The sequence below is a fragment of the Thermatribacter velox genome, assembly GCF_038396615.1.
Lineage (GTDB): Bacteria > Atribacterota > Atribacteria > Atribacterales > Thermatribacteraceae > Thermatribacter > Thermatribacter velox.
Window position 1 is genome coordinate 2,099,906 of sequence record NZ_CP121689.1, and the last position, 26,380, is coordinate 2,126,285.

A 26,380-nucleotide genomic window follows, 5' to 3' on the forward strand; every position below is an offset into this window, starting at 1 on the left:
GGGGCAACAACTATCCCCCTGTAAACTGGAATTGATCACTCAGACATCAGTTCTTCTATCTTCTTTGCAGCATCTTCCAAAGCTTCTTGCGGTTGCTTTTCCAAAAGCAAAGCCGAATGAATACTAGACTGCATTATATCTGATAACTGGGGATATTTGCTACCACTCAACGAGGAGGGGCGTACATTTCCTGCTTTCATGTATTGTTCAAACATCTTTAGTGCTGTCTTACCTTCCGAAAGTACCTCTGGTTGTTCAAAAACCGATTTCCTGGCGCTTAAATTACCCGTATGAAGAGTAAGTTTGAGCTGAGATTCTAGGTTAGTAAGGAAACTTACAAGCTTCCATGCTTCTTCCGGATGTTTAGAATAAGGATTGATAACCAGATTCCAACCGCCCAAACAAATGGTTCTGGTCTCAGGATGTCCTTCAAAATAAGGCACTCGCTGAAAATCCACTTTTCCAGCAACGTTTGAATCACTGGCATTAAGCATCGGCCAAACATAACTCTGTACCACCATAAAAATAGATCTGCCTTGTTGGAAAAGAACCCTCGCATCATCTGGTTTATAAGTAAGTACGCTCTCAGGAACCATTTTGTGTTTATAGAGCAAATCTACCATAAACTGGAGAGCCTTGAGTCCCTCTGGGCCATTGACAAGAACCTTACCTGAAGGATCAAAAAATTCTCCTCCCGCTCCCCAGAAAAACTGGAGATAATTCATGAATAAGCCCTCTATCCTCGCCCACATACTTACCAAACCAACCAAGTTCTCGTCTTTCTCTCCTGCCAGGACCTTTTTAGAGCTTTCTACCACATCTTCCCAAGTAGCTGGCACTTCAAGTCCATACTTGTCCAACAGGTCTTTTCTGTAAAAGAAGTGTATGCCGTTTATATAAAGAGGAACGCCGTAAACTTTTCCGTTTAGAAGAACAGGGTCTAACGCGACATCAATAAAATCTTCACGCGCTTTTTCAGAAAAGAAATCGTTTAACGGCCTGGCCCAACCATTGGCAGCGAATTCTCCACCCCAGATCATGTCGATAGCTATAACATCGGGGGTCGGGCTTCCACCAAGGAGGTTGGTTACATACAAACTATGTTGTTCCCCGGGTACTCCCGGAACCTTCATCCATTCTACGTTTATTTGAGGATTCTCTCTCTCAAATTCTTCCAACAAGTCTGGCAAGACATTTCCAACCTCCCGAGGCGAAATACCTAATACCACTTTTACAGCATCACCCGCCAGAGCATTTGCCACAAAAGAGAGCAAAATTAAAAGACTTACCAAAAGCACGACAACCATTTTTTCCATAATAATCCCTCCTTTTTGTTTATGCTAAATTAACAAAGCTTACACGCAACTCATGAGATCCATCTTCTCTAGCCCATTCAAAGTAAAAACATAACTTTTTATCTGCTACAACTGCGTCCACATAACGAAGGGAACCACTCGCATATGGAGAAACAAGCGCCGGACCTTCTGTAGAAATCTTGTGCCAATGAAAAAAATCAGTCGACTGAGCAATGCCGGTTTTCTCCTCGTAGTTTTCAGTAACATCCCTTGCTCCATCATAGAATCCTACGAAAACCGGAGGAACATAAATTACAGAGTTCAGACGACTCGCATACGCATCCCACCTTCCTTTTGTAGGAAATAAAACACCCCCCAACCACTCAAAAGCAATCCCATCCATACTAACAGCTAACCCTGAGCAAGATCTGATTAAACCTGTATTATATGCATCCGCAGTAGAGTGTAGTTCTTCAGGGCTCAACTCTGCTGATCTATCAACGTCTGCATAACTCACTAACATGTAATATGCATGTCCAAAAGTATAGACACGAGGATCTTTTACTCCTTCTGTACCCGTTTTTTGAGCAGTCAAAACTTCCACTCTTTTATCAACGCGGAAAGAATCTGGAGAACTACTCTCTATAACATCGATTTTCCAACGATTGTCGACAGGATTAACGTAACTAAGATACAAAAGCCATTTTCCCTCTTTGCCCTTCAGTATTGCCCCCCTTTCCAAGGAAGGAGTATCTAGTTCTTCCTTTTGAACTGACCAAACATCTTTGAAGTTAATACCATCTGAGCTTATCGCTATCCTGCCTTCAAACCCCCGTCCTCCTTTCTCGCCCTCTCTTGGTTTGCGCAATCTATAAAAAAGATAAAAAAGTCTTGTTTCTTGATCATAAAAAGCACCAGGAGCACCAGCCCACCAACCCTTTCCCGTACCTAAAGGTTCTTTTACCAATAAACCTTTGAGCGGATCAAACAATCGAGAAAATCGCACCAGTTCTGCCTCCTTTGTATATACAAATTATCATTTATAATTATATTCCTAACTTCAGACCTGTCAACCCTGTTAAAATTCCCACCAAACCGCACAAAAGAAGCACCAGAATGGGGTCCATTTTCCGGTAATAAATCAAAAAGAAGGCAAAGGCTGCTACAAAAATGGTAAACCAGTCCTTTATCCCCCGATGGGCAATGGAATAACAGGCCATACCCATCAGAGCCAGAACTGCAGGCCGTAAACCTCGCAGAAAACTTTGCACTCTACTATCATGTTCAAAAACAGAAAGAAAACGATAGGCCAGGAAAACCAGCAAAAAAGAAGGGAAACAAAAAGCCACTGTTGCCACAAAAGCGCCCCAGAAACCAGCCACCTTGAAGCCAGCGTAAGTGGCTGAATTGATCCCGATGGGTCCTGGAGAAAGCTCAGAGAGGGTAACCAGTTCCAAAAATTCTCCGTTTTGCAGCCAATGATAATTTTCCACTACTTCTTTCTCAATAAGGGGAAGGGCAGCAGCTCCCCCTCCAAAGGCAAAAAAACCTACCCGCAAGAAAGCAAGAAAAAGTTGCAAATAAATCATCGTTTTCTCACCAAACCCAAAATTCCACCCAAAACTACAATCCAGAGAGGATGCACGTCGAAAAAGAACACAAAGAGAAAAAGCAAAACGGCAATAATAACTTCTTCGATTTGCTTCAAGGCGCTTTTCCCAAGATCTACAATAGCTCCTCCAATGAGCGCAGCAATGGCTGGGGTAGCTCCATAAAAAAATCTTTTCACAAACAAAATTTCTTTACAGCGTAAAAAAAGAGTAGCCAGAATTAGAATGACTACAAAAGAAGGAAGGGCCGAACCCAAAAGCGATATCAGAGCCCCGCTTCCTCCAGCCAGCTTTCTACCAACAAAACAAGCAGTATTTATGGCAATTGCTCCCGGAAGGCTCTGGGCGACAGAGACACCTTCGATGAATTCTTCTTCGCTTAGAAAACTCTTTTTCTCCACCAATTCCTGTTTAATGAGGGGTAACATGGCATAGCCTCCCCCCCAGGTGAAAGCACCTATTTTCAAAAAAGAAAAAAAGAGCTGCATCAAAATCCTTCTTTTTTTTCTTTTGCTCAAGCTTTGAGTTCCACGCTGTAGCGACATTGGTCAGCCCTTATGATGCTTTTTCTGTATTCAAAAGGGATCTCATTCTCATCAAAAGTAATTCTTCTCACTAAAAGTGCAGGAAATCCTTCTTCCACCCCAAAAAGCGCCGCTTCCTGTTGATTCATTCTCACCACCTCAAACTCTTCTCTTGCCCGACTCACTTTCACCCCCATTTTGGAAAAAAGGTCATAGATAGCTCCTCGCTCAAGAGCAGTAACTTCATGCGATATTTCTTCAAAAGAAAGCGGTAAGTAAATTCTTTCCAGGATAACGGGAAGGTCATCTGCAAAGCGAAGTCTTTCGATCAAAAACACTCTATCCTCGGAAATAGAAAGCTTTCCTTTAACCGAAGAGGGGGCCTGCATAACCTCCATCCGTAACATCTTTGACGAAAGCACAACTCCTCGTTCCTGCAAGTCCTTTGCAAAGCTGTAAAAATGAGAAAGGTCCTGAGATATTTTCTTCTCAGCCACAAAAGTGCCTCGACCCTGCTTGCGGTAGATGAGTCCCTCAAGCTCAAGCTCCCGAAGGGCTTGAGCCACTGTTCCTCTGCTCAGGCCATATTCTCTACACAAATCAAGCTCGGTGGGTATTTTATCTCCTTCTTTCCACTCTCCGCTTTCAATTTTTTCACGCAAAATTTGGCTCAACTGATGATAAAGAGGTACTGGGCTGCTTTCATCAAGCAGTTTTTTCATTTTTCCTTACCTCCGTTATGTATAAACAATTATACTAATATTCATAAGGTAATTCAAGCTTTCAAAGATGCATTATAATATATCTGAAGCAAAGGGGGTTGAAAATGCCACAAACTATAGCTCAGGAAAGTGAAGCAACACTGAATATCGAACGTTCCAGATTTATAGCAAAGAGTTTCCGGGTTGCCAGCCCTCAGGAGGCTCGCAAAGTCCTCAAAGAGGTAGTTAGGGAATTTCCTGATGCCACCCACCACTGCTTTGCCTGGCGGATAGGTGCAGAAAAAGTGGAAGAATTCGCCTCTGATGCCGGTGAACCACCAGGAAGTGCCGGAAGACCTATTCTTGGAGCCATAAAAAAATACCGGCTCACCAACACCATGGTGGTTGTAGTGCGCTACTTTGGCGGCAAAAAGCTGGGTGTAAAAGGACTCATTAAAGCTTACGGAGAGGCAGCTCAGCTTGCTCTTGCGAAATCAGGCACTCAGGAATTTAAACCACAAATACACTTTGCCTTTGAGGTAGATCCTGTCTATTTCAATCTCTTTATCGCTCGTCTCCAGTCAGTAGTTGGGAACGAGGGAACTATGAATATAGACAGCAAACTCTTGAAGGTTTCCTTAACTTTACCTTCCAAAAAAGAAGAGAAAATCACCGAGTTCATTGGGAAAGCCCAGAAAGAGGGTTGGCTTTCTTCTTTTTATGTAAAAAATGATTGAAAACCAGGCAGGGGAAACAGGAATAGGTTGTTTCCCCTGCCTGCAGAAAGTCCAATTGGGTGCTTCAGATTTTGAATTTTCTCAGATCTTCCTCCAGAGCTTGAGCAATCCTGGCAGTCTCCTGAATGGTTCTGTTCATTTCCTGAAGCGCAGCGTTTTGTTCTTCTGCTGAAGCTGCCACCTCTTCAGCAGAAGCTGCGTTTTCTTCAGAAATCGAAGCTACGTCGTTTAAGTTTCCAAAAACTTCCTGAGACAGAGCTACAATTTCCTGGGTCTTTGAGTAGCTGTCCCTGGAAATAGAAGCCATTTCTTTAATGATTTCTGCAATGCGACGTGACGATTCATCAACTCTCGAGAAAGATTGAGCTATGGCTTCAACTTCACGGGTTACCACCTGATTAGTATTATAGATATCGCCAAAGGCTTCTTGTACGCTGGATACAGCCTGGCTTCCTTTCTCTACCCTTTCTTGACTTTCATTCATGGACTTCACCGCCTTTTCGGCTTCCTTCTGAACCTCAGAAATGAGTTTGGCAATACGTTGCGCAGCCTGGGCAGACTCTTCAGCCAGTTTTCTCACTTCTTCAGCCACCACGGCAAAACCTCGTCCAGCATCTCCAGCTCTGGCTGCCTCAATGGCTGCATTCAAAGCAAGAAGATTGGTTTCTTCGGCTATGCCAGTTATCAAATCTGTAATACTTCCAATTTCTCGAGAGCTTCGCCCCAGCTCTTCAACAATTTTCCCAACCGAACTCACTGATTCCTTAATTTCCTCCATAGCCGAGACAACTTCTTCCAGAGTGCCCTGACCTTTTTCGGTAGCTGAGAAAGCCTGTGAAGCGGCTTCTCTAACTTCCTGAATATTGCCTCCAGTCAACCCGACACTCTCCAGCACCCTGTCCACCTCATCCAGAGCTTGCGAAGCCTGTTCGGATTGCCTCATAAGTTGAGCGGCCATATCTTTAACCTTCTCCACCAGCCGTTCCATATCCTGAGATACTCCACTCAGCGACTGACTCTGCTCTTCAGAACCCTTAGCGACTTGGGAAATGGTCTGCGCAATCTGTTCTCCAGTGTGGGAAATCTCTTCCGAGCTGTGTTCCAGGGTTTCCATGGCCTTCATGATTTCCTGTCCGGATTGGGCTACCTCACTCATAAACTCCCGCAATGCCGAGGAAGCAGCGTTGAGAGAACGGAAAAGAATTCCCATTTCATCTTTACGCTTTTCCTGAATGTTTTGAGTAAGATCTCCTTTTTCAAGAACCTGGGCAAAGGCCACTCCGCGGTTCAAGGGCTTTATAATGCTTCGGGTGAGCAATGTCCCCAGCAAAATCGCCAGAACAATCACAAACCCTACTATGAAATAAAGAATCCGATTCATCCTGTCTTTAACTGTCTGAAGCGAGAGTAGCGCTCCGTTGAAGTTATCAAGCACTGTTTGGTATAGAGAATCTATGGATTCGCTAATTTTGGTCTGAGCACCCTTTGAAGACATCAGAGCATTTTCGAGTTGGCTATCGAGCAAGCTGAGATAGCCATCCATTTGCACTACCTTGCGCCAGGCTTCCTTGAGTGGCTTCCAGCGCTCTTTAAGCACCGTATCGACTGAACCGGGAGCATAAGTTTCTGCGAAAGTGCCTTGCAGAAAGCCATCCAGAAGGGTTAAGCTGGCCTCGACTTTTTTACGTTCCTTTTCCTTTTTGTCCGGGTCAGAAAGAATCAGGAAATTTTTGGACCCCGCAGAAAGTGACTGGAGCTCTTCTATGTAAGAATCCAGACGCAGTCCCTGCAAAACATCAAAAGCTTTATTGTAAGCCCGGTAGAACTCCAGAAATGCCGAATCCACATTGCTATCCCCTTCCCCCCGTATCGCTGATTGTAAGCCCTTCCACTTTTCGGCCAAGGTAGCTATAAAGCCGGTGAGCTCTTCTTTTTTAGCATCCGAAAGCATGGGAGAATTAGCAAGGTCCCTTTCCAGGGCTTGCAGGTAGGAGTCAATAGAAGCACCGATTCTCCCTTCGGGGTCACCGGTTGCAGCAAACCGGAAAGCGAGGTAGTAAACGTTGCGCAAGGGATCCGACAAGTTTTCCACGGCACCACTTACAGCCTTTATGAACCTGGTAATTACCTCCAGGGGTTCATCCATGCTCAAAGAAGCCATACTTCGTTCCCTCTGAATGGAGAGCCATTCTCGCCAGGCTTCCCGAACATCTTGTGAAGTAATGCGGCTTTCGATGTAAACACTCCTTGCGGTTTGAATAGAGCGATAAAGAGGGTTATCCTGAGGAATAGCTTGCAGGGGATAGGGGAATTTCTCCTGTTGCCATATTGTATAATAGTCCGACTTTTTAAATTCTTCGGAATCGCTGCCCAGGCGCAAAACCTCGAAATAAGCCATAAAGCGATCGTCCACCCGTGCAAAGTCTTCCTCCAGCGATTCCAAGGTGTCCAGGTCCTTCTCCTGCAGATAAAGCGCCACCAAGGCCTGGTTTTCGGCAATCAAATCCTTGAGGCGGGAAACAACCATTAAAAGAGGAACTTCCTGACGAACTCCCTGCAAAGAGGTTTCAACCTCCATAAAAGAATAAATCGCAAACCCCCCACAAAAAGCCGTCAGCAAAGCCAGGATAAAGAAAGAAAGTGATACCTTAGTCTTTATTCTCAACCAAGAAACCTCCTTTCTCGCGCTTTTTTAATATATATCGGCCAGACTTCCAAAAACTTTAGCCCCAACGAGGTATTTTCAACGAAAAAGGCTGGCTTTACAAAGGAGTTAAGAAACCTTTCCTGAAAACAAGTCCCTTTTAAAGAGGAAAGAAAAAATATCTAAGCAGCTATCCGGCCCTTGGTCTTCCAGAACAACATCCCTGCCAAGAACGCTTTCACAACATCGAAACCCAGAAAAGGATAAAAACCTACCTGCAAAACTCGATTAAAGCCGATTGGCTTTCCCATAAACAGAGAAAAAGCCAGCCACAGGTAAAAAAGACCTGGAAGATAAATAATTAGCATCCCCAACTCTGAAAGAAAAATTACTCCCAGTATGCTTTTTCTGAAAAGCTTCTTATCCTTCAAAGCGGAAATTAAAAAGGCTCCCAGGACGAAACCCAGCAGAAAACCAAAAGTAGGTTTAAACAAATAGGTGGGACCCCCGAAAGGCGGCGATGCAAAAACTGGCAACCCCAGAAGGCCTAACAGGACATAAGCCGAAAGAGACCAGAATGCTTCTTGCGGCCGAAGCAACCATCCAGAAAGAACCACAACAAAAGGCAGAACACTGAACGGAACCACTCCCTGAGCATAGCGAGAAAAAAGCGAGGATACCACACAAAGAGCAACCACCAAAGCACAGCGAGCTAACCGCAGCGACTGAAAGTGCACTGTCTCACCCCCATTTTGGTTAACCAATGTATATCATTAAGTTAACCAAAAATCAAGAGGTGACCAGCTCGCCCCAACTTATCTTTTTTCTTTCACCCTCCGAATTAATCCACAATGAGCCATCCAGGTCAATATCTTCGGCCAAGCCTTCCAGGACCTTGTCCGAGACCGCTATCTTCACCCTTTTCCCCAGGGTAGCCAGTCTTTTCTTCAGTTCTGGATACAGGGAAGCAAGGTTGGCTTCTCCTTTCCAGCCTTCCAGGCATTTTGAAAGCTTGTTCAACAAATTTTCCAAAAGAAACAGCCGGTGGTGCCTCTTCCCAGAAACTTCTAAAAGCGAAGTTGCTGTAAGTCTCAAATCTTCCGGAAAATCTTCTCTCAATAGATTGACATTAAGGCCGATACCAATCACCACATATCTAAGAACCTCGGCCTCGAAATCGCCCTCAACCAGTATCCCGGCCACCTTCTTCCCATCAATCAACACATCGTTGGGCCATTTAATTTCTGGTTCCAGACCTTCTTCTTCAAGAGCGAGACTCACTGCCAACCCACAGACAAGAGGCAGAGAGGTAAAACCTGACCACAAAGAAAGATTCGGCCGGATCAAAAGGGAAAAAGTCAGGCTTTTCCCAGGAAGCGAAAACCAGCTCCTTCCTTTCCTTCCCTTGCCCCGGGTTTGACTCTCGGCTATAAAAAGGCTCCATGACGGTGCGCCTTGCAGGGCTTCTCTTTTGGCCCATTCATTGGTAGAATCCACTTGATCTTCGCAGAAAACACTCACCGGAAAGGAAAACCTTGAAAAATAAGCTTCAAGATATTCCCTGAAGAAAACATCAGGCAATTCGAACAATTTGTATCCCTTGCGAGAAGATATTACAGGGAATCCCCAGGATTTCAGCTTTTCCATTTCCTTCCAGATAGCTACCCTGCTTAAAGAAAGGCGTTTGGCAAGTTCCTCACCAGATACCCAATCTCGAGAGACAAGCAACGCTTTAAGAATTTCTTTCTCCAGGGAGCTTCTGAGCATAGTTTTCGCTCCTTTTGGTGATAAGCTTTCCGTTTTCACCCGAATACCCGCCTGCGCTCTGCACGATCCGGAAGAAGGTTACCCCTCCAATTACCATAGGGAGATAAAAGGTTACCGCTCTCCACAAAAGAACAAACATGCCTACCCGATAAGCACCCACAAAGCGAGCGAAAACAGAAGCCATAGAAACTTCCACTCCTCCGCTTGCCCCCGGGGAAGGCACAAAGGAAAAAACGTAAAAAAGAGGAGCCTGAGTGCCCAGAACCCGTAAATAATCAGCCTTCACGCCCATGGCTGCCAGCACAAAATAAGCAACGGAGAAAATAAGCGTGTACTGCACCATATAACAGCCGATATTCCAGACCAGATACTGGGGCTTTTGAAAGAAGAGAATCCGGAAACCCCTACGAAAGTCTTCAAAAAATTCGTGCACCCATTCTCGAACACTCTCTTCAGAAAAGCGAATTTTCCTAAAGTGGCGTTTAACGAAATTTATGCCCCACTCGGTAAGTCTGAAAAGTATCTGAGGGCGATACAAAAAAGAAAAAAGGAGCACCATGACACCCGCATAGAAAATGACAAAAGAATACAAAAGCTTTAACAGCACTCCTTGCAGAACAAAGCCGATATGAAAGGCAAAAATGAGCAAGAAAAGCAAAAGAAGGAGGCTAACCTGATACAGAATGCCACAAATTACCACCAGACTCCCTGCCTCCCCCCAGCTCATACCTGCACGGGTAAGAACATACATTTGAGCCGGGCTACCACCGGTACTGAAGGGAGTTATGGTCGACATGAAATATCCGGCAAGAACCGTACTCAGCGCATCCTGTAGGCGAATGCTTTTGTTCCAGGCCCGAGCACTCAGAAAGACTCTTAACCCATCCAGAAACCAGGCAGCAAACATCAACAAAAAACCCACCAAGTAAACTCCAAAGTGAAAACGAGCAAAATCAATCTCAGGTGGTACCTCGAAAAAGGAACCAACAGAAAAAATAATCACAATACTACTTATACTTATAAGAACAGATAGCAAAACTCGTTTTTTTAGTGAAGCAGGACGATACTTTTGCGGCTCGTGCATAGGGGTACACCCTCCGTTTAAATACCAAAAATGGGATAACCGACCCGCCAAGCAAAAAGAGCCAGAACCAGCAAAGCAAACCAGCTACCCAACCACAAAAGAGAAAGGGCTTCCTCAATTCGTTCCGGAACAAGCTCCCGAAGGGCCTCTCCAAGAAAGGGCCTTTCCTCGCGCTTGCCCTGGTAATAGTTTACGCCCCCCAGCCTCACCCCAAGAGCACCAGCCATGGCTGCCTCGGGCCAACCTGCATTGGGACTGGGATGAAAGCGGGCATATTGAAAAGCGGTAGTCAAAGCCCTCTTTGGCGATTTCCCCAAGAGCAAAGCAGCTATTCCCAGAAACAGAGCACTCAAACGAGCAGGGATAAAATTCAATAGGTCATCGAGGCGTGCCGAAGCAAAACCAAAGAAAAAATAGCGGAAATCCCGGTAACCCAGCATGGAATCAAGGGTGTTAACCACTTTGTAAATGAGAATCCCCAAACCTCCGAAGAGCGAAGCATAAAAAAGAGGAGCCACTACTGCATCGTTGAAGTTCTCGGCGAGAGACTCAACGCAAGCTCTGACCACTTCCCATTCTGCCAGGTGTTCAGTATCTCTGCCCACCAAGCTCCGAAGGTTTTTCCTGGCCTCTTCCAGGTTTCCCTTTTGAAGGGCCAGGAAAACCTTTTTGCCACTTAACCAGAGCGAGCGGAAAGCGAGCAAAGAGAAAACCAGATATATTTCTACCATCCAGTAAACAAGCGGCAAATTTTTTCGCATAAACCAACCCAGAAAACCATAAGCCAGGCCGGTACCACCCACCAGCAAAAAAACTACCACAAAGCCCAGTATGAATTCCTTGCGAAAGCTCCTGTGTTGAGGGAAAAGCAAGCGTTCAAGTTTCTCTATGGCCTTACCCACCCAAACCACAGGGTGCCAGCGACCAAAAGGGTCCCCTAAGAATGAATCTAATACAAAACCCACCACCATACGTAAAAGGGCTAACACTTCAAACACCGTTATTTTGAATCAATTCTACTCTCGGAAATTCTTCGCGGTTAACCCCAATTTTCACCAAAACACCGGGATCCAGCAAAACATGAAAAGTGGACGCAAACTCGATGTTCATGGCTTTAACCAGAAAACAACGAATAACCCCAGCATGGGTAACCAGCAGGTAGCGACCATTTCTCATTTTCAGGAGTTTATCCCAAAAAGAGCTTACTCTGGAAAGCACTGTTTTGAAGCTTTCTCCTCCAGGCGGCGTAAAACCCAGGGGGTCTTTTTTCCACTCCTTTACTTCTACCGGATACTCTTTTTCAAGCTCTGCCCAAGACTTGCCCTCCCAGGAACCAAAAGAACGCTCTTTGATTTCGGGAACAATGTCGATGTCGTCATCTGGAACCAGAATTCGAGCTGTTTGATGGGTTCTCAACATGGGACTGCAAAACACTCTCTCAAAAGAAAGTCCTCTTAACAAGCTCTGGTGTAATTTTTTGATTCTCTCCTCACCCTTAGGAGAAAGCGGAATATCACTCCAACCCGCAAAAAAACCCTTTTCTGTTGCTTCAGTATCTCCGTGTCGCAAAAGATATATTTCCTTCATGGCCTGATTATTCTTACTCCTCCCCTCACTGCTCCAGTTACCCAACAGCTTACCGCTTCTTTTTGAAGACATTCTTTCACCCTGCGAAGCATCTCCGTATCAGAGTAAACCCGGCGATCAAAAAGCACTCCTACCGCTTTACCAGTATGTGCTCTGTTCACACCCAGCGCCCCAGTATATTTCATCTCCTCTCGCAAAAGATCGAAAAGCCTTTCCCGGTTTACCTCCTGCAAGATAGAACCACTGAGTGTAGCAGCTCTACCAATTAAAGAAAGATCTCCCTCTTCAAGACCTCTTTGAATCATGTCCAGAGCCCTTCGCACTTCTTTGGCAAAATAAAGCCAGTTTTTGCGCAGTTTTGTCCTGTCCACTTCCACGGTTTCCACCTTACCGGGAAGCTCGCAGACTACAACTCCCAGATACACCGGCACCGGAAAGCGAATAACCACCTTTCCAGAAATATGATCAAAAACGCAAAAATCGGAGAACAAGGTGCTGTCGGTGGGTTCCACTCTCAGGGCAATCCGAGCTATCTCTTCTTCCGAAGTCTTTCTTTTCAGAAGTGCAGAAAGTGCGCCCAAGAGAGCAGCGATATCTGCTGTGCTGGAAGCAAAACCCTTTCCCTCAGGCAGTGCCTTCCGTCTTTTAAAAGATACTTTTCCCCGAAGCTCTTTAAACCCCCATTCGCTCAGGGCTATCTCCAGGGCTCTGGCACTTTTCCACAACCTCTGAGTGTACTCTTTATTTTCCTCTTCCTGCCAGGGACCAAAAGGTTTCTCTTGCAAGAAAACCTCCATCTCACTATAACGAGCAATGGTCAGCGAAACCAGAATCTCTGTATCCTCGAGGTAACCCTGGAAAAGCTCTCCCATGCTACCTGGACTCAGAGCTCGTACCATATCAAATCCTCCCAATCAGAAGAAAAAGCAGCTCTCCCAGTTCCACCGCTGTTCCCATCACATCCCCATTTAAAAAGCCCAGCATTCGAGCAACTCTCTTCACGAATGAGTAAATAATAACAAAGCAGAAACAAATTTTCAAAAAAAGCAAAACGTTACCGAAAAGAATGGACACAACAGCAACCAGAATCAACCACAACCAGAAAGCAGTGCTTCGGGGTTGACTTAAAAAAATACTTCCCAGCCCCGACTCCCGAAGCAAGGAGCGACCAAAGCAAATAACCCCCAGTAAAAAAAATCTGGCTGCCAAGGGAGCCAGTACTATTACTTCCCCACTCTTAGTTTCCGATAACAGAAACAACTTAAAAGTTAGAACTAGAAAAAGCGCTACTGTCCCAAAAACGCCCAGGGAAGAATCTTTAAGAATGCGCTCTCGTGCTTCCTTGCTAAAAACTGGAGCCCCCAGTGCATCCGCTACATCAGCCAAACCATCAAGATGCAAGCCTCTAGTGAGCAGAATCCAGGTGGTTAAAGCCAGAAGTGCGGGAAGAAACGAAGTACCAAAGATAAAATGGGTTCCCCAAAATACACCATATACTCCACCACCGATTAAAAGACCCACCAGCGGAAAGAAAACGCTGGATAGTGCTACTTCTTCTGGCTCGTCGCTCTCCCTGGCCAGCGGCAAAATGGTTAAAAAGCCAGCAGCAATTCTTACCAGCCGTAACCAGCGAACAAAGCGACTTATTTTAGTTTCCACGGCACTCCTGCAACTACCAAAAAGACTTCGTCAGCTTTCTGGGCCAACCACTGGTTGACCTTACCCTGGAGATCCCTAAATTGCCTGCCCAAAAAATTCTCAGGAACCACCCCGCAACCCACTTCGTTACTGACCAGGGCCAAAAAAAAGCCTTCCCGGGATTGCTTTCTAAAAAGCACCTCCAGTTCTTCAGTAACTCTCATAAAAACTTCTTCCGGCTCCTTATCCCGAAGGAGCAAATTACTCACTAAGAAGGTAACACAATCCAACAATACTCCACATCCGGAGAAGTCTCTATCCTCCACCTCCTGAAAACCAAAAGGAACCTCAAAGGTTTCCCAGTTCTCGGAACGTCTCCTGCGGTGTAAAGCTATTCGTTCTGCCATCTCTTGATCCGTAACCACACCTGTTGCCAGGTAAACCCGCTTTGGGCTCGCTTCTTCCACTCTCTGCTGAGCCAGAGAGCTTTTACCGCTCCTTGCGCCACCAATGAAAAGCACTTTTCTACCAAGAATTCCTGAGATCATCCACGAACTCCTCCAGTGCTCCCAGAAAGCGCCTGTTTTCAGAATGGGTGCGCAGCGAAATTCGGTAAAAATTCCTATCCAGACCCCAGAAATCAGAGAGACTTCTAATTAGCATCCCTCGCTGGTAAAAAAAGGAATAAAGGTCAGCCTTTGAGTCCAAAACCCGAAACATATAGAAATTGACCCGAGATGGATAGAGCAATACAACATCAGAAAAGGCTTTCCAGTGCTCCTCAAGATATTCTTTTTCTTTTTTGAGGTTCTTTATGGTGGTTTCCCTGAATGCTGAAAGATCGCTTTCGGAAAGAATTTTTAGCGCTGAAGCCAAGACAGCATTAACCGACCAGGGTTCGATATGCTCTTTAAGAGAGTACACGTTGGAGGGGTGGGTCAATAAAAAGCCTCCTCTTAATCCAGGAATGGAAAAGTATTTGGTTAGCGAACGCACCACAAAAAGGCGCCGATAATCCGCAATTTTTCCAGAAAAAGAGGTTTCTTCGTTCATAAATTCCTGGAAGACTTCGTCCACCACCAGAAAAATCCCTTTCTCAAGAACATACTCCCACACAGCTTTTAAAAAACCTTCCGGGTAAGGGTTACCGAGCGGATTGGTGGGATTACCCATAATAAGGATATCCGGGTGGGTAGTAAAGAGTAACTTCAAGCTTTCTTCCGTTTCTTCATCGCCGAGATAAAAGAAGTGTTCTATTTCCTTACCCCCCAAGCGAAAGGCAAGGGAATATTCAGTAAAGCAAGGCTCGATAATAGTTACTCTTTTTCCTTCCAGTATTCTCCCCAAAAGGTAGATACCCTGTGTAGCTCCATTACAGGGAAGAATTGTCTCTCCAGAAAAGCCGTATATCTGGGCAATCCAGTTCTGAAACAGCTCAATATCCAGTGGAGGATAGGTACTTACCCACTGCCACATCTTGGACCAGTTTTTACGAAGAACCGACGGTGGCCCCCAGGGATTTATGCTGGCGCTAAAATCCAGAAAAAGAGAACCCTGCTTCTCCCTTTCTTCAAACAACCGACCACCATGAACCCTACTCATTCTTTCTCCACCAGCGCCAACGAGGAAATGGAATCTCCTCGATCCAGCCTGATAAGACGCACACCCTGGGTAATTCTACCTTGAACGGGTATCTCCAAGCTATTTATGCGGATAAGCATCCCTTTCTGGGTGGAAACCAACACATCGCCTTCTTCACAGATGGGCAGAATATCCACCACTTTTCCCGTGCGCTGGCTAACCCTCATGACCCTAAGTCCCTTGCCACCTCGATGATGGCAGGGGAAATCGGAAAGGTCCAACTTTTTACCCATGCCCCGTTCAGAAACCACAAGTACAAAACGAGCCCCGGAGAGCGAACAAGCACCAACTACTTCATCACCGTTACGCAGGGTTATTCCCCGCACACCTGAAGCACTGCGCCCCATGGAACGCACTTCTTCTTCCAGAAAGCGAATGGCGTAACCACCTGCACTAACTACAAAAATTTCCTCACTGCCAGAAGTCAGGAAAACCCGAGAGAGTTCTTCATCCTCGTCAAGCTTGATCACCCGTATACCCCTTCGAGTTATGGAGACCAGCTCCAGAAGGTCCAATCTTTTTACCTTTCCCCGGCTGGTAACCATAAAAAGATAACGGGCTTCGCCGAAATCCTTGAGTGTCAAAAAGGAAAACACCCGCTCTCCTTCCTCCAGAGGAAGCAGATTAACAAGATGCGTTCCTTTAGCCTGACGACTTGCTTCCGGAAGCTGATAGGCCAGAAGTTGAAAGGCCCTGCCTTTGCTGGTAAAGAAAAGCACTCGGTGCAAGGTGGTAGAGACTGCAACCTGGCTCACAACATCTTCTTCTTTAATGTTCATTGCCGACACACCCTTACCACCTCTCCCCTGACGACGGTAAGCCTCAAGGGCCACTCTCTTAACATAGCCATCCCGGGTAAGGGTAATCACCACATCTTCTTCGGGAACCAGGTCTATTTCTTCGATAGTTTCCTCTTCTTCGACAATCCTGGTCCTTCTCGCATCCCCAAACTTTTCCTTAATCTCAAGCAGTTCCTTTTTAATCACCTCGAAAAGAGTCTGTTGATCGGAAAGAATCTTCTTTAGTTCCTGAATTTTTTGAAGGAGCTCCTGATGCTCTTTTTGCAACTTTTCTCTTTCCAGAGCCACCAGTCTCTGAAGGCGCATTTCAAGAATTGCCTGAGCCTGCTTTTCAGTGAAACCAAAGCGGATCATCAACCGTTCCCTTGCCTCTTCCACATTGCTGGAGCTGCGAATGGTCTCAATTACCATATCTATCATGTCCAGCGCTTTCAAAAACCCTTCTACAAGGTGAATTCTTTCTTCGGCCCGACGCAGTTCAAAAGTGCTTCTGCGCAAGACAACCTCCTTGCGGTGTTCAATGAAGTGGCGCAGGGCTTCTACCATACCCATTACCTCGGGCCTACCATTCACTAAAGCAAGGAGAATAACCCCAAAACTAACCTGCAAAGCAGTGTGTTTGTAGAGGTAGTTGAGAATGAACTGAGGATTGGCTCCCTTTTTCAACTCCAGGACTACACGTATTCCTTCACGGTCCGATTCATCGCGAACCTCGCCTATATCATTTAGCTTCTTCTCCTGGACAAGCCGGGCTATGTGTTCAACCAGACTTGCCTTATTCACCTGGTAGGGCAACTCTTTGATAACAATTGCCTTCTTACCTTTGCCAATCTCTTCAACCTCAGCCTCTCCCCGGATAACCAGCTTCCCTCGACCTGTATGAAAGTAATCCTTAATGCCTTTTCTTCCAATTACTTTTCCATAGGTAGGAAAATCCGGACCGGGTATAACTTTCAAAAGGTCTTTCCAGCTGGCCTGGGGTCGGTCAATGAGCAGTAGAGCACCATCTATAAGCTCTGAGAGATTGTGAGGGGGTATATTGGTAGCCATCCCGACAGCAATACCTGAGGCACCATTAGCCAAAAGCTGAGGGAAAGAAGCTGGAAGCACAACCGGTTCCTGTGCTGATTCATCGAAGTTAGGCATGAAATCCACGGTTTCTTTCTCAATATCTCGCAACATTTCTTCAGCAATGGAAGCCATCCTGACTTCGGTATAACGCATTGCTGCCGGGGGGTCTCCATCTATGGAACCAAAATTACCGTGACCATCGACCAGGGGATATCGGAAGGTGAAGTCTTGCGCCATGCGCACCAGTGCATCATAGACCGCCATGTCCCCATGGGGGTGGTACTTTCCAAGCACATCACCAACCACTCGAGCACTCTTGCGGTAAGCTTGAGTGGAACGAAGGCCCATTTCATACATAGAATAAAGTATGCGCCGCTGAACTGGCTTCAAGCCATCTCGAACATCTGGGAGAGCCCGTCCCACAATTACGCTCATTGCGTAACTCAGGTAGGCCTCTCGCATTTCATCTTTTATATCAACTGTTACGATACGTTCTCCCCGATTGTTGGTCACTTCAGACATCGCAAGCCTCCCAAAAACTAAATATCGAGATTAACAACTTCTCGAGCGTGCTCCCGGATAAATTCGCGCCGTGGATCGACCGCGTCTCCCATTAAAATACTGAAGATTTCCTCCGCTTCCAGGGCGTCCTCAAGAGTAACCTTTTTCAGAGTTCTGGTCTCAGGATTCATAGCAGTCATCCACAACTGCTCGGGGTTCATTTCTCCAAGACCTTTGTAGCGCTGGATAGAGTATTTCTTTCCCTTCAAATTTTTCAACAGAGACTCCAACTCCTGATCGCTGTAAGCATAATAGTCGTTCTTCCCTTCCCGCACCCTATAAAGCGGAGGTAGAGCAATATAAATATAGCCCTCCTCAATGAGCGGCCTCATATAGCGGTAAAAAAAGGTTAAAAGCAGGGTACGGATATGCGCTCCATCAACATCTGCATCAGTCATAATGATGATTTTGTGATACCGTAATTTTTTTTCCGAGAAATCAGCTCCCAAACCGCAGCCCAGTGCCGCCACAATGTTACGAATTTCCTCGCTCGACAGTATCCGACTCATACTGGCTTTTTCCACATTAAGAATCTTACCTCGCAAGGGCATTATAGCCTGGAACTGACGGTCCCTACCCTGTTTGGCTGAACCACCCGCAGAATCCCCTTCCACAATAAATATTTCCGATTTTAACGGGTCCTTCTCAACGCAGTCAGCCAGCTTCCCGGGCAAACTGGTAGATTCAATACTGTTTTTTTTACGGGCTATTTCTCGCGCCTTGCGAGCCGCCTGACGAGCTCTGACTGACTGAAGAACTTTATTCACAATGGCGCGTGCAATACCCGGATTTTCCTCAAAAAAGGTAGACAAAAACCGCATAGTAGTCTCTTCCACTAAACTCTTCAATTCTGCATTGCCCAGTTTGGTTTTGGTTTGACCTTCAAATTGGGGTTCTGGAAGTAAGATATTGACTACCGCACATAAGCCCTCTCTTACGTCGCTGCCGTTGGGGTACTCATCTTTATTTTTAACTAATTCGTACCTGGCAATGTAATCATTAATTACCCGAGTCAGGGCCGTTTTAAAACCTACAACGTGGGTACCACCTTCCGCCGTGCGGATGTTGTTGGCGAAAGAGAGCACATTTTCAAGATAGCCATCATTATACTGGAGAGCCACCTCTATCTTTATGTCATCCTTGTTTTCAGAAAAATAAATGGGTTCTGGGTGAATAGTGTTTTTACCCCGATTCAGGTGCTCCACCAGCGATTTAATTCCACCTTTAAAGTGGTATTTGCGCTCTTTACCGCTGCGTTCATCAACGAGCTGTATCGTTAAGCCCTCATTCAAGAAGGCAAGCTCTTTAAGGCGTTGAGCAACAATATCGAAATGGAAATTCGTGTCCTGGAAAATCTCGGGGTCTGGCTTAAAGCGAATTTTAGTACCTGTATGATCGGTGACACTAATTGGTCTCAAGTTTTCAATGGGTACACCCCTTCTATATCTCTGTTTCCAGATTTTTCCTGCTTGCGCAATTTCAACTTCCAGCCACTCTGACAAGGCGTTAACAACTGAAATACCGACTCCGTGCAAACCACCAGAAACCCGGTATACACCCTTATCGAACTTCCCACCGGCATGAAGTTTGGTAAGTACCACCTCAACAGCTGGTCTTCCAGCTTCGGGATGGATATCAGTAGGAATACCCCTACCGTTATCGGCCACGGTGACGCTTCCGTCGGTATGGAGAATCACCTTTATTTCATCACAGTAACCAGCAAGCGCCTCGTCAATACTGTTGTCCACCACCTCGAAAATAAGATGGTGCAAACCTTCCAGCCCAACGTTGCCAATATACATACTTGGACGCTTTCTTACTGCGTCCAGTCCTTCCAAAACTTTTATTTTTTCTGCGCTATATAGGGAATCTCCTGCATTCATCTTCATAGAACCAGCTTCACCTCATTAACCACAGAATATTTTCAACCTATCAACAACAATTCCCTCTTTTTTAAATTTTTCCTTGATTTCCTCTTCCCGACCTCTCACCTCGAGCACCCGGGTTGGTTCTGCAACCCTTATGTAGAGGGTACCCTTCACAAAACGCAGTGCTTCACAAAAAGACGCTATTTCCGGGAACAAGTCCTGAAAGCTGCCAACCGCACGGTAAATAGCAACTTTACCAGATAAACCTTGCTTTTCAAGGACTTCCTCTAAAATATTGCCAATCAAGACAGGTTCTTTACAAAAAAAACGAGTGGTGCCCTCCTCATCAGGCATCTTTTATCACTCTACCCCTCTCCAGATAGAAACTCCAGGTTTCTTCTTCAGGCAGAAGCTTTTTCCACTGCAACTCAGTAGTCGTGATAAACACTTGCTCCTCTCGAAAAACATCTCTAAGTAGAAACCGCCTTCTCTCTTCATCAAGGTCAGAAAAAACATCATCCAGTAAAATCACCACACCATAGCCCTTGGTAGATTTTATCACACTCGCTTCAGCAAGGCGTAGAGCTAAAGCGAGAGTTTTCTGTTCTCCCCAGGATGCAAAACTCCTTAAGTTTCTATTCTCTCTGATAAACTCTAAGTCATCGCGATGAGGACCACAGGAAGTAAAACCCCTTTCTCTGTCAAGAGGAAGAGCATCTCCAAGAGCTTTAAACAAAGCATCCCCAATTTCTATTTCCCCGTTTACGGCATACCCTGAAGTGCGATATCGTAAAATAACTTTACTGGCCTTATCTTCTATCCTTTCGCGGTATTTTTCAAAGAAAGGCGATAATAAGGCCAGATATTTTAAACGAGCCTTTACAATCCTGGAGCCCACCTCTGCTATCTTTTCAGTATATACGTCGAGTAGCTCTCGATTAAGTGGTTGCTTGAGAAGACAATTTCTTTGCTGAAGGATATCCCCGTAAGTCTTCAAAAGCAGTCTATAAGTTGGAGAAATAAAGGAAATAGCCTCATCCAAGAACTGACGTCTCTTAAAAGGGTTGCCAGAAATTATCTCCAAATCATCGGGGAAATACCCTACCACACAATCTCTCTTTTTCTCTTTCCGGTTATCCAGTCTCCAATCCCTCGCCTCAAGTCCTATCTTAACCTCTTTTTTAAAAAATAACTCACCGTCTCTAATAGTGGCGCCAAGATAAGCTTGAGCTTTTCCCCAGCGAATAAAATCTTCATTACGGTTCCCGCGAGGCGAGAAACCTCGTCCCAAGAAAAAAATAGCTTCTAAGAGATTACTCTTTCCTTGAGCATTACCCCCCCAAAAGACGTTAAAACGCTTTCCAAAAGTGAGTTCCGTGTCCTCTATATTCCTCCAATTCAAAAGAGCAAGCCTTTCAAAATACATTATTTGCTATTCTTCCAAACGGGTGGTCACTGGCATGAGCACATATCGAAAATCTTCTTTTTCACCGAAGATCATAGTAGGAGATAATTCACCACTTATACCTATGGACACTTTTTCCCAGGAGATCACTCTCAAAGCATCGGTGAGATATTTAACGTTGAAAGCAATTTTTATTCCCTGACCGTCTATAACAGCTGGAATTTCCTCCTTAGCTACTCCCCAATCCTGAGAAACACAGGATAAAACGAGAGATTTATCGCTCAGCTCAAAATCCACCACTCCTATTTCCCCCGAAACCACAACGGAAACCCTCTCCAGGGCCTCAAGGAGCACATCTCTATCAACCAATACCGTAACCACGAAGTTATCCGGAATAACCTGTTTGTACTCAGGAAATTCTCCCTCGATAAGTCTCGAAAAAAGAGTGAGTTCTCCACTTTCAAATAAAATGTCTCCATCACCAAGTGCTACCTTTATCTCTCCCTCTGCCAAACGGACAATCTCCATAGCCACTTTCTGAGGCACAATAACTCGCGTTTCCTTCCCTGATTCGAGTGTTCCCACCCTGCTTATGCTTAAGCGATGGCCGTCAGTAGCTGCCAGTTCAAGGTAGCCTTCAGTAAAGTTAAATTGCAAACCGGTAAGAGGAGGTCTCGTTTCATCTTTAGAAACTGCGAAGCTGGTTTGCATAACTGCCTCTTTCAGTCTTTCTGCGGATATTAAATAATAACCGTCGTCGGGAAAAGGTGGGAACAATGGAAAGTCCTGAGCTGGAAAGCCACTTAATTTATAAAAGCTTTTTCCAGAAGACAACTCAATGTTGTTCCCTGAAACCTGAATAATCACTTTATCCTTTAAAAGTCTGGAAAGGTTGTAAAGAACCTTTCCGGGAGCTACCACGCTTCCCTCTTCCAGCACAGACGCATTACAAACAAAAGAAAGGCCCATTTCCAGGTCCGAAGCAAGTAATTTAATTTGGTCCGAACCTACTGTCTCCATGAGGATACCCGAGAGAACAGGTAGAGGCGGTTTTGAGGATACTCCTTTGTATACTTTAGCCACCGCTTTTTTCAATTCCTCTCGAGAGATTTCGATTTTCATATTTTCCCATCACTCCTCTTACCTATTACTACTATCTTTAAAATATAACAAAAAAGGAGTAGTAATAGGCAATCGAAATTTTCTGGAAAAGTACCTGAACTGACTTTTAGACTTTGGATACAGCTTTTTAATAAACCATTAATAAACTGTAAAAGAGCTGTAGATAAACTGTGTTTTATTCTGCCAGTGACTTGATCTTTTCTATTAATCCACTTATTTCTTGAGCAAGTTGTGGATTTCTTTCCATATCGCTTTTGATTTTTTCAAAAGCGTGCAGAACAGTAGTGTGATCTCTTCCTCCAAACTCACTTCCTATGGAGGGAAGGGAAAGATCGGTGAGCTCCCTTGCCAGATACATGGCGATTTGGCGAGGATAAGCCAGTTCCTTAGTTCTTTTTTTCATCTTCATAGCTGAAGGCTTAATATTGAAGTGTTCAGCTACCACTTTCTGAATGGCTGCCACACTTATTTTTTTGGGATGCTTGCGGGGGATAATGTCCTTTAAAATTTCCTGGGCTATTTCTACAGTAGGGCTTATCTGATTCAGAGTACAGAAGGCTTTTATTCTAACCAGGGCTCCTTCCAGTTCCCGGATGTTAGAAGGAATTTTATCTGCTATAAAATAAATAACTTCGTCGGGAACTTCAATCATTTCCAATTCCGCTTTTTTACGTAAGATTGCGATACGAGTTTCAAGATCCGGAGGTTGAATGTCAGCAATAAGTCCCCATTCAAATCGAGAGCGAAGACGATCTTCTAAGGTGGGTATCTCTTTTGGGGGCCTATCGCTGGTAAGTACAATTTGCTTAAAGGCTTCGTATAAAGCATTAAAGGTATGAAAAAACTCTTCCTGGGTTCTCTCTTTACCGGCTAAGAATTGGATATCGTCTATTAATAGTACGTCAACGCTACGATACTTTTGTCTAAACTCCTCAGTTTTATCGTCTCTTATGGCGTTAATGAGTTCGTTGGTGAATTTCTCTGATGACGCATATACGACTCGAAGTTCTGGGTTATTACGAATGATATGATGGCCTATGGCGTGCATGAGGTGAGTTTTACCTAACCCCACTCCTCCATAGATAAAAAGCGGGTTGTAAGAACGAGCGGGACCCTCAGCTACCGCAAAAGCTGCAGCGTGTGCAAATTTATTACCATTTCCCACCACGAAACTTTCGAACGTATAACGAGGATTTAAGTTAGGTTTTTCGAAATCCTGGTTACTACCCGTTACTGTTGTTGTTCTTTTGTCGCTGGTTTCTGGGAAAAGCTTTCCGTCTACTACTACTTCGATGTTGGATAACGCTTCACGATTTCCCATTTGGGCGATTACCCCTTGCAGGGCCTGGAATATGGTTTCCAGATATTTTGCTTCCAGTTTTTCCTTCGAAAACTCGGTGGGTACGGCAACGGTTAATTTCCTATCCACAAGGGCAACTGGTATGATTGGCTCTATCCAGGCCTTAAACTCAGGGACGCTGAGCTGTTTTTCAACAATTTTTAGAGCACTTTTCCACAAGTTATTAAGACTTTCACGAGTCATTTTTTATGATTCCCCCACTTTTCAGGATTAATTCACAAAATTATCCACAAGACCCACCTAAATAGCCTTAATACTGATTTTTTCTGGTTTATTTTGTGCTGAAGTGGCACGGGTAAACAGTTTTGACTCCTACATTTAACCATAAAATACGCATTCTTGCAAGTTATCCACAAATTATCAACAACTGTGGATAAAATATTCGAAAGCCTCTAATAACTATCCAGCAAGTAATTCAACCATTTAAATAATCGTACATCGATTTGATAGTGTGAATTTTACTCTTCACAGGGATTACTTTACTTTCTCCAGGTTCTAAGAAAATGAAATTGTCGCTAAGCAATTCGTCGTCTTCAGTAATTATTTCCACTCCAAGAGCTGGATTCTTCCCGGAGGTGAGTTGTAAAATGCCATTTTGATGTACGAAACTTATTCCCGGGTCTTCCAGCTTCATGTCCCGATATGGGGCGAAGGTTTTGTAGTTTGAGTAAATATTGTCTTTCACGTTTACTCGAAGAAAGGCAATCCATTTCTGGGGTTCACTGACCTCGAATTCATCCACTGGCAAAACCCCGTCTCTGGGTAAGGTTATGTGATACTCCCTGTGTATTACCTGAGCTCCAGAAGTTGTAAATACCGAAAATTCCAGGGTTGCGGGTAAGAGTTCTTGATAATCGCTGACCACAAAAATTCCAGCTCTTCGGGAAGCCTTGTGATATTTAATGAGTGGTAAAATCTCTGCAAAGAAGCGCTTTGTATAGTAGTACAAGGCTTTGGGTCTACCGAAGTAATCTATTGCTGACCAACTTATTACCGGCCAACTATCGTTGAACTGCCAAAAGAGTGTTCCCGAGGTCAAGTATTTTCTCGAACGCCAGTGTTCGACACCAGATTTTATAGCTTCAGCCTGGTTTATTTGTGATAAGTAAAGTATGGTGTCGAAGTCTTTAATGAGACCGAATTGTGAAACGATGAAACGCACTATCCTTTCCATACCTTCTTCTTGTTTCTGGTGAGCCATGATGACTGGGTGAAAAATATCTTGCTCCTTTCTGGTGGCAAAGAAATCTACTGTTTTTCGGTGTGGAAAAGCTTGAAAGCCGAACTCACTGATAAAACGCCCATCGTTTTGTGTATAGTATTCATAGTTTTGCCATTTGCTCCAAACTTCCCAGGCGTGATGGTCCCCACTATGAGTGCTATTAGCTCGGTCTTCTCCATAAGGGCTTCCTGGCCAGTAGGGTCGGGTGGGATCTTCCTGGGAACAAATGGCTGGAAAATCAAAGAGATATAACCGATTACCGAGGTTTATTCCGTCTACCTTGCGGTTCATAGTTCCCCATTCCTCAAATCCCCAGTTGTTCTCGTTGTTGCCACACCAGATTACTATTGCAGGATGCCAGCGTAGGCGACGCACTACACTTTTTATTTCCTGATTGCAGAGTTCTCGGAACCAGGGGAGATGATCTGGATACTCGAGGCAGGCAAACATGAAGTCTTGCCAAACCATGATGCCCAGCTCATCGCAAGTAGAATAGAAAACCTCGTGTTCGTAAATTCCTCCTCCCCAAACCCGAAGCATGTTGATGTTAGCTTGATAGGCCATCCTGAGTAGTTTACGGTAATCTTCTTCACGGAGGGAGGGGAGGATATGTTCGGCGGGAATCCAGTTAGCTCCTTTAGCAAATACCCGTTTTCCGTTTATTTCGAAGATAAAACTTTCACCCTGGGAGTCTTTTTCTCTTACCAGCTTTACCGTGCGAAGGCCTATTTTCTTTTCTTCCCGATAAATTTCCTGCCCCTCTTTTTTTAAAATAAAAGCAAAGTGGTAAAGGTGAGGCTTGCCCAGTCCTCGGGGGTACCAGAGATGTACCTCTTTTTCGGTTATGATTCCCGAGAATTGCGTTTCTTGGTTTTTTGTAAAGGGTTTAAACTCTCCTTTCTTTTCGCCGTTTACGAGCACTTCGACACTAAATGCATTTAAAGCACCTTGAGTGTTACCTTTCAGGAATCCCTGGACTACAATGAGGGCACCTTGACGGTCATAACTTAAAAGGTAGGCAGTACAGTCGGAAAGGCGAAAGTGGGAATACTTTTCAAGGTATACTGGTTTAAAAATACCCGAGGTAGGGAGCCTGATTCCCCAATCCCAACCGTAGGAGTACTGAGCCTTACGGATGTAACCACGGATGCTTTCTTCCGGGCCTCCCAGCTTCCCATAGTTTTGCTCCAGTATTTTGGGGATTCTCACCGGTGACTTAATGTGGACCCGAATTTTATTTTGTCCCAGTTTGAGAACGTTTTTGATATTAAAGCGATATTCCATGAACATATTCTGGGTAGACCCCAGAAAGACTTCGTTCAGATACACATCAGAAAGTGTGTCTATACCCTCGAAGACCAATTCTATTTCTTCTTCCGCCATTATTTTTTCCTGGAAATCAAAGTTTTTTTCGTAAATCCAGTCTTTGTTCTCAAGTTTCCTGAAATATATCTCGTTTGTACCCTGATAGGGGTGGGGAAAAAAGCCCGCCTCAAAAAGAGACTGCTGCACCACTCCGGGCACGTTGCCCTGAAGGAGGTACTCTCCTTCAGAATCGTAAATCTTCCACTCGCCGTTTAAGCTGAATTTCATAAAGGATCACCTTTTCCTATTTTATTGCTCTCAACTATTCTATCGTGAATTGAAACACCCTGGCGTTGTTTTTTAAAAGAGGATTTACGCTACTAAAATTAGAATGAATCTTTGCACCCAGAGAAGATGTGCCGTGTTAAACTGATTAGA

Annotated in this window: 23 protein-coding genes; 1 reads left to right on the forward strand and 22 read right to left on the reverse strand. The window is 44.8% G+C overall.

The genetic code is table 11. The features are described 5' to 3' along the window. Positions 1–35: 35 nt before the first annotated feature. From QBE54_RS10530 to QBE54_RS10550, 5 genes are read right to left on the reverse strand one after another with little or no spacing between them, the layout of a single operon-like run. Positions 36–1,316, reverse strand: a complete 1,281-nt coding sequence (locus QBE54_RS10530) for an ABC transporter substrate-binding protein (RefSeq protein ID WP_369018148.1) — start codon at positions 1,314–1,316, stop codon at positions 36–38. Positions 1,317–1,335: 19 nt separating this feature from the next. Next, positions 1,336–2,301: a hypothetical protein gene (locus QBE54_RS10535; RefSeq protein ID WP_369018149.1), complete on the reverse strand. Its 966-nt coding sequence runs from the start codon at positions 2,299–2,301 to the stop codon at positions 1,336–1,338. Between the two features lie 40 nt (positions 2,302–2,341). Further along, complete coding sequence (locus QBE54_RS10540) at positions 2,342–2,884, reverse strand: chromate transporter (protein WP_369018150.1); 543 nt, start codon at positions 2,882–2,884, stop codon at positions 2,342–2,344. Continuing rightward, the gene (locus QBE54_RS10545) at positions 2,881–3,393 is read right to left on the reverse strand and encodes a chromate transporter (protein ID WP_369018151.1); all 513 of its coding nucleotides are present in this window, start codon (positions 3,391–3,393) and stop codon (positions 2,881–2,883) included. Before QBE54_RS10545 ends, QBE54_RS10540 begins: the two co-directional genes overlap by 4 nt. 26 nt (positions 3,394–3,419) lie before the next feature. Then, positions 3,420–4,151 (reverse strand): GntR family transcriptional regulator, encoded by a 732-nt coding sequence (locus QBE54_RS10550; protein ID WP_369018152.1) that lies wholly within the window; start codon positions 4,149–4,151, stop codon positions 3,420–3,422. Positions 4,152–4,255: 104 nt separating this feature from the next. On the opposite strand from QBE54_RS10550, the gene QBE54_RS10555 reads away from it, so the two are divergent. Then, positions 4,256–4,867 carry a YigZ family protein gene (locus QBE54_RS10555; RefSeq protein ID WP_369018153.1) on the forward strand — a complete coding sequence of 204 codons (612 nt, stop codon included), beginning with the start codon at positions 4,256–4,258 and terminating at the stop codon, positions 4,865–4,867. Positions 4,868–4,931: 64 nt separating this feature from the next. Here QBE54_RS10555 and QBE54_RS10560 read toward each other — a convergent pair whose 3' ends face one another. The 17 genes from QBE54_RS10560 to QBE54_RS10640 all read right to left on the reverse strand — a co-directional run bounded on the left by QBE54_RS10560 (position 4,932) and on the right by QBE54_RS10640 (position 26,230). Continuing rightward, on the reverse strand, positions 4,932–7,532 hold the full coding sequence (locus QBE54_RS10560; protein WP_369018154.1) for a methyl-accepting chemotaxis protein: 2,601 nt from the start codon (positions 7,530–7,532) through the stop codon (positions 4,932–4,934). Positions 7,533–7,693: 161 nt separating this feature from the next. Then, a complete protein-coding gene (locus tag QBE54_RS10565; protein WP_369018155.1) occupies positions 7,694–8,248 on the reverse strand; it encodes a biotin transporter BioY in 555 nt (184 codons plus the stop codon). Positions 8,249–8,300: 52 nt separating this feature from the next. Then, entirely contained in the window at positions 8,301–9,278 is a 978-nt protein-coding gene (locus QBE54_RS10570) for a biotin--[acetyl-CoA-carboxylase] ligase (RefSeq protein WP_369018156.1), read from the reverse strand. Further along, entirely contained in the window at positions 9,244–10,362 is a 1,119-nt protein-coding gene (locus QBE54_RS10575) for a YbhN family protein (RefSeq protein WP_369018157.1), read from the reverse strand. The genes QBE54_RS10570 and QBE54_RS10575 overlap by 35 nt, the downstream gene beginning before the upstream one ends. Positions 10,363–10,379: 17 nt before the next feature. After that, entirely contained in the window at positions 10,380–11,360 is a 981-nt protein-coding gene (gene cbiB, locus QBE54_RS10580) for an adenosylcobinamide-phosphate synthase CbiB (RefSeq protein WP_369018158.1), read from the reverse strand. After that, positions 11,353–11,949, reverse strand: coding sequence for an alpha-ribazole phosphatase (gene cobC / locus QBE54_RS10585; RefSeq protein WP_369018159.1), 597 nt, complete (start codon positions 11,947–11,949; stop codon positions 11,353–11,355). Before cobC ends, cbiB begins: the two co-directional genes overlap by 8 nt. After that, entirely contained in the window at positions 11,946–12,848 is a 903-nt protein-coding gene (locus QBE54_RS10590; RefSeq protein ID WP_369018160.1) for a hypothetical protein, read from the reverse strand. Before QBE54_RS10590 ends, cobC begins: the two co-directional genes overlap by 4 nt. A gap of 1 nt (position 12,849) precedes the next feature. Then, positions 12,850–13,608, reverse strand: a complete 759-nt coding sequence (cobS, locus tag QBE54_RS10595) for an adenosylcobinamide-GDP ribazoletransferase (protein ID WP_369018161.1) — start codon at positions 13,606–13,608, stop codon at positions 12,850–12,852. Further along, positions 13,593–14,135, reverse strand: a complete 543-nt coding sequence (gene cobU, locus QBE54_RS10600) for a bifunctional adenosylcobinamide kinase/adenosylcobinamide-phosphate guanylyltransferase (protein WP_369018162.1) — start codon at positions 14,133–14,135, stop codon at positions 13,593–13,595. Before cobU ends, cobS begins: the two co-directional genes overlap by 16 nt. Continuing rightward, positions 14,113–15,189: an aminotransferase class I/II-fold pyridoxal phosphate-dependent enzyme gene (locus QBE54_RS10605; RefSeq protein WP_369018163.1), complete on the reverse strand. Its 1,077-nt coding sequence runs from the start codon at positions 15,187–15,189 to the stop codon at positions 14,113–14,115. Before QBE54_RS10605 ends, cobU begins: the two co-directional genes overlap by 23 nt. Then, on the reverse strand, positions 15,186–17,621 hold the full coding sequence (gyrA, locus tag QBE54_RS10610; protein WP_369018164.1) for a DNA gyrase subunit A: 2,436 nt from the start codon (positions 17,619–17,621) through the stop codon (positions 15,186–15,188). Before gyrA ends, QBE54_RS10605 begins: the two co-directional genes overlap by 4 nt. A 17-nt stretch (positions 17,622–17,638) precedes the next feature. Beyond that, on the reverse strand, positions 17,639–19,549 hold the full coding sequence (gyrB, locus tag QBE54_RS10615; RefSeq protein ID WP_369018165.1) for a DNA topoisomerase (ATP-hydrolyzing) subunit B: 1,911 nt from the start codon (positions 19,547–19,549) through the stop codon (positions 17,639–17,641). An 18-nt stretch (positions 19,550–19,567) separates the two neighbouring features. After that, positions 19,568–19,882: a DciA family protein gene (locus QBE54_RS10620; RefSeq protein WP_369018166.1), complete on the reverse strand. Its 315-nt coding sequence runs from the start codon at positions 19,880–19,882 to the stop codon at positions 19,568–19,570. Next, positions 19,875–20,954, reverse strand: a complete 1,080-nt coding sequence (locus tag QBE54_RS10625) for a DNA replication/repair protein RecF (protein ID WP_369018167.1) — start codon at positions 20,952–20,954, stop codon at positions 19,875–19,877. Before QBE54_RS10625 ends, QBE54_RS10620 begins: the two co-directional genes overlap by 8 nt. Before the next feature lie 6 nt (positions 20,955–20,960). Continuing rightward, positions 20,961–22,055, reverse strand: a complete 1,095-nt coding sequence (dnaN, locus tag QBE54_RS10630; protein WP_369018168.1) for a DNA polymerase III subunit beta — start codon at positions 22,053–22,055, stop codon at positions 20,961–20,963. A 175-nt stretch (positions 22,056–22,230) separates the two neighbouring features. Then, positions 22,231–23,598 carry a chromosomal replication initiator protein DnaA gene (gene dnaA / locus QBE54_RS10635; RefSeq protein WP_369018169.1) on the reverse strand — a complete coding sequence of 456 codons (1,368 nt, stop codon included), beginning with the start codon at positions 23,596–23,598 and terminating at the stop codon, positions 22,231–22,233. Positions 23,599–23,830: 232 nt separating this feature from the next. Further along, the gene (locus QBE54_RS10640) at positions 23,831–26,230 is read right to left on the reverse strand and encodes a sugar-binding domain-containing protein (protein ID WP_369018170.1); all 2,400 of its coding nucleotides are present in this window, start codon (positions 26,228–26,230) and stop codon (positions 23,831–23,833) included. Positions 26,231–26,380 lie beyond the last annotated feature (150 nt).

Bases quoted from the DNA above. Each gene is read 5' to 3' on its own strand.
- QBE54_RS10530 (WP_369018148.1), bottom strand. From the start codon at position 1,316: ATGGAAAAAATGGTTGTCGTGCTTTTGGTAAGTCTTTTAATTTTGCTC.
- QBE54_RS10540 (WP_369018150.1), bottom strand. From the start codon at position 2,884: ATGATTTATTTGCAACTTTTTCTTGCTTTCTTGCGGGTAGGTTTTTTT.
- QBE54_RS10545 (WP_369018151.1), bottom strand. From the start codon at position 3,393: ATGCAGCTCTTTTTTTCTTTTTTGAAAATAGGTGCTTTCACCTGGGGG.
- QBE54_RS10550 (WP_369018152.1), bottom strand. From the start codon at position 4,151: ATGAAAAAACTGCTTGATGAAAGCAGCCCAGTACCTCTTTATCATCAG.
- QBE54_RS10555 (WP_369018153.1), top strand. From the start codon at position 4,256: ATGCCACAAACTATAGCTCAGGAAAGTGAAGCAACACTGAATATCGAA.
- QBE54_RS10570 (WP_369018156.1), bottom strand. From the start codon at position 9,278: ATGCTCAGAAGCTCCCTGGAGAAAGAAATTCTTAAAGCGTTGCTTGTC.
- QBE54_RS10575 (WP_369018157.1), bottom strand. From the start codon at position 10,362: ATGCACGAGCCGCAAAAGTATCGTCCTGCTTCACTAAAAAAACGAGTT.
- cobC (WP_369018159.1), bottom strand. From the start codon at position 11,949: ATGAAGGAAATATATCTTTTGCGACACGGAGATACTGAAGCAACAGAA.
- QBE54_RS10590 (WP_369018160.1), bottom strand. From the start codon at position 12,848: ATGGTACGAGCTCTGAGTCCAGGTAGCATGGGAGAGCTTTTCCAGGGT.
- cobU (WP_369018162.1), bottom strand. From the start codon at position 14,135: ATGATCTCAGGAATTCTTGGTAGAAAAGTGCTTTTCATTGGTGGCGCA.
- QBE54_RS10605 (WP_369018163.1), bottom strand. From the start codon at position 15,189: ATGAGTAGGGTTCATGGTGGTCGGTTGTTTGAAGAAAGGGAGAAGCAG.
- gyrA (WP_369018164.1), bottom strand. From the start codon at position 17,621: ATGTCTGAAGTGACCAACAATCGGGGAGAACGTATCGTAACAGTTGAT.
- gyrB (WP_369018165.1), bottom strand. From the start codon at position 19,549: ATGAAGATGAATGCAGGAGATTCCCTATATAGCGCAGAAAAAATAAAA.
- QBE54_RS10620 (WP_369018166.1), bottom strand. From the start codon at position 19,882: ATGCCTGATGAGGAGGGCACCACTCGTTTTTTTTGTAAAGAACCTGTC.
- QBE54_RS10625 (WP_369018167.1), bottom strand. From the start codon at position 20,954: ATGTATTTTGAAAGGCTTGCTCTTTTGAATTGGAGGAATATAGAGGAC.
- dnaN (WP_369018168.1), bottom strand. From the start codon at position 22,055: ATGAAAATCGAAATCTCTCGAGAGGAATTGAAAAAAGCGGTGGCTAAA.
- dnaA (WP_369018169.1), bottom strand. From the start codon at position 23,598: ATGACTCGTGAAAGTCTTAATAACTTGTGGAAAAGTGCTCTAAAAATT.
- QBE54_RS10640 (WP_369018170.1), bottom strand. From the start codon at position 26,230: ATGAAATTCAGCTTAAACGGCGAGTGGAAGATTTACGATTCTGAAGGA.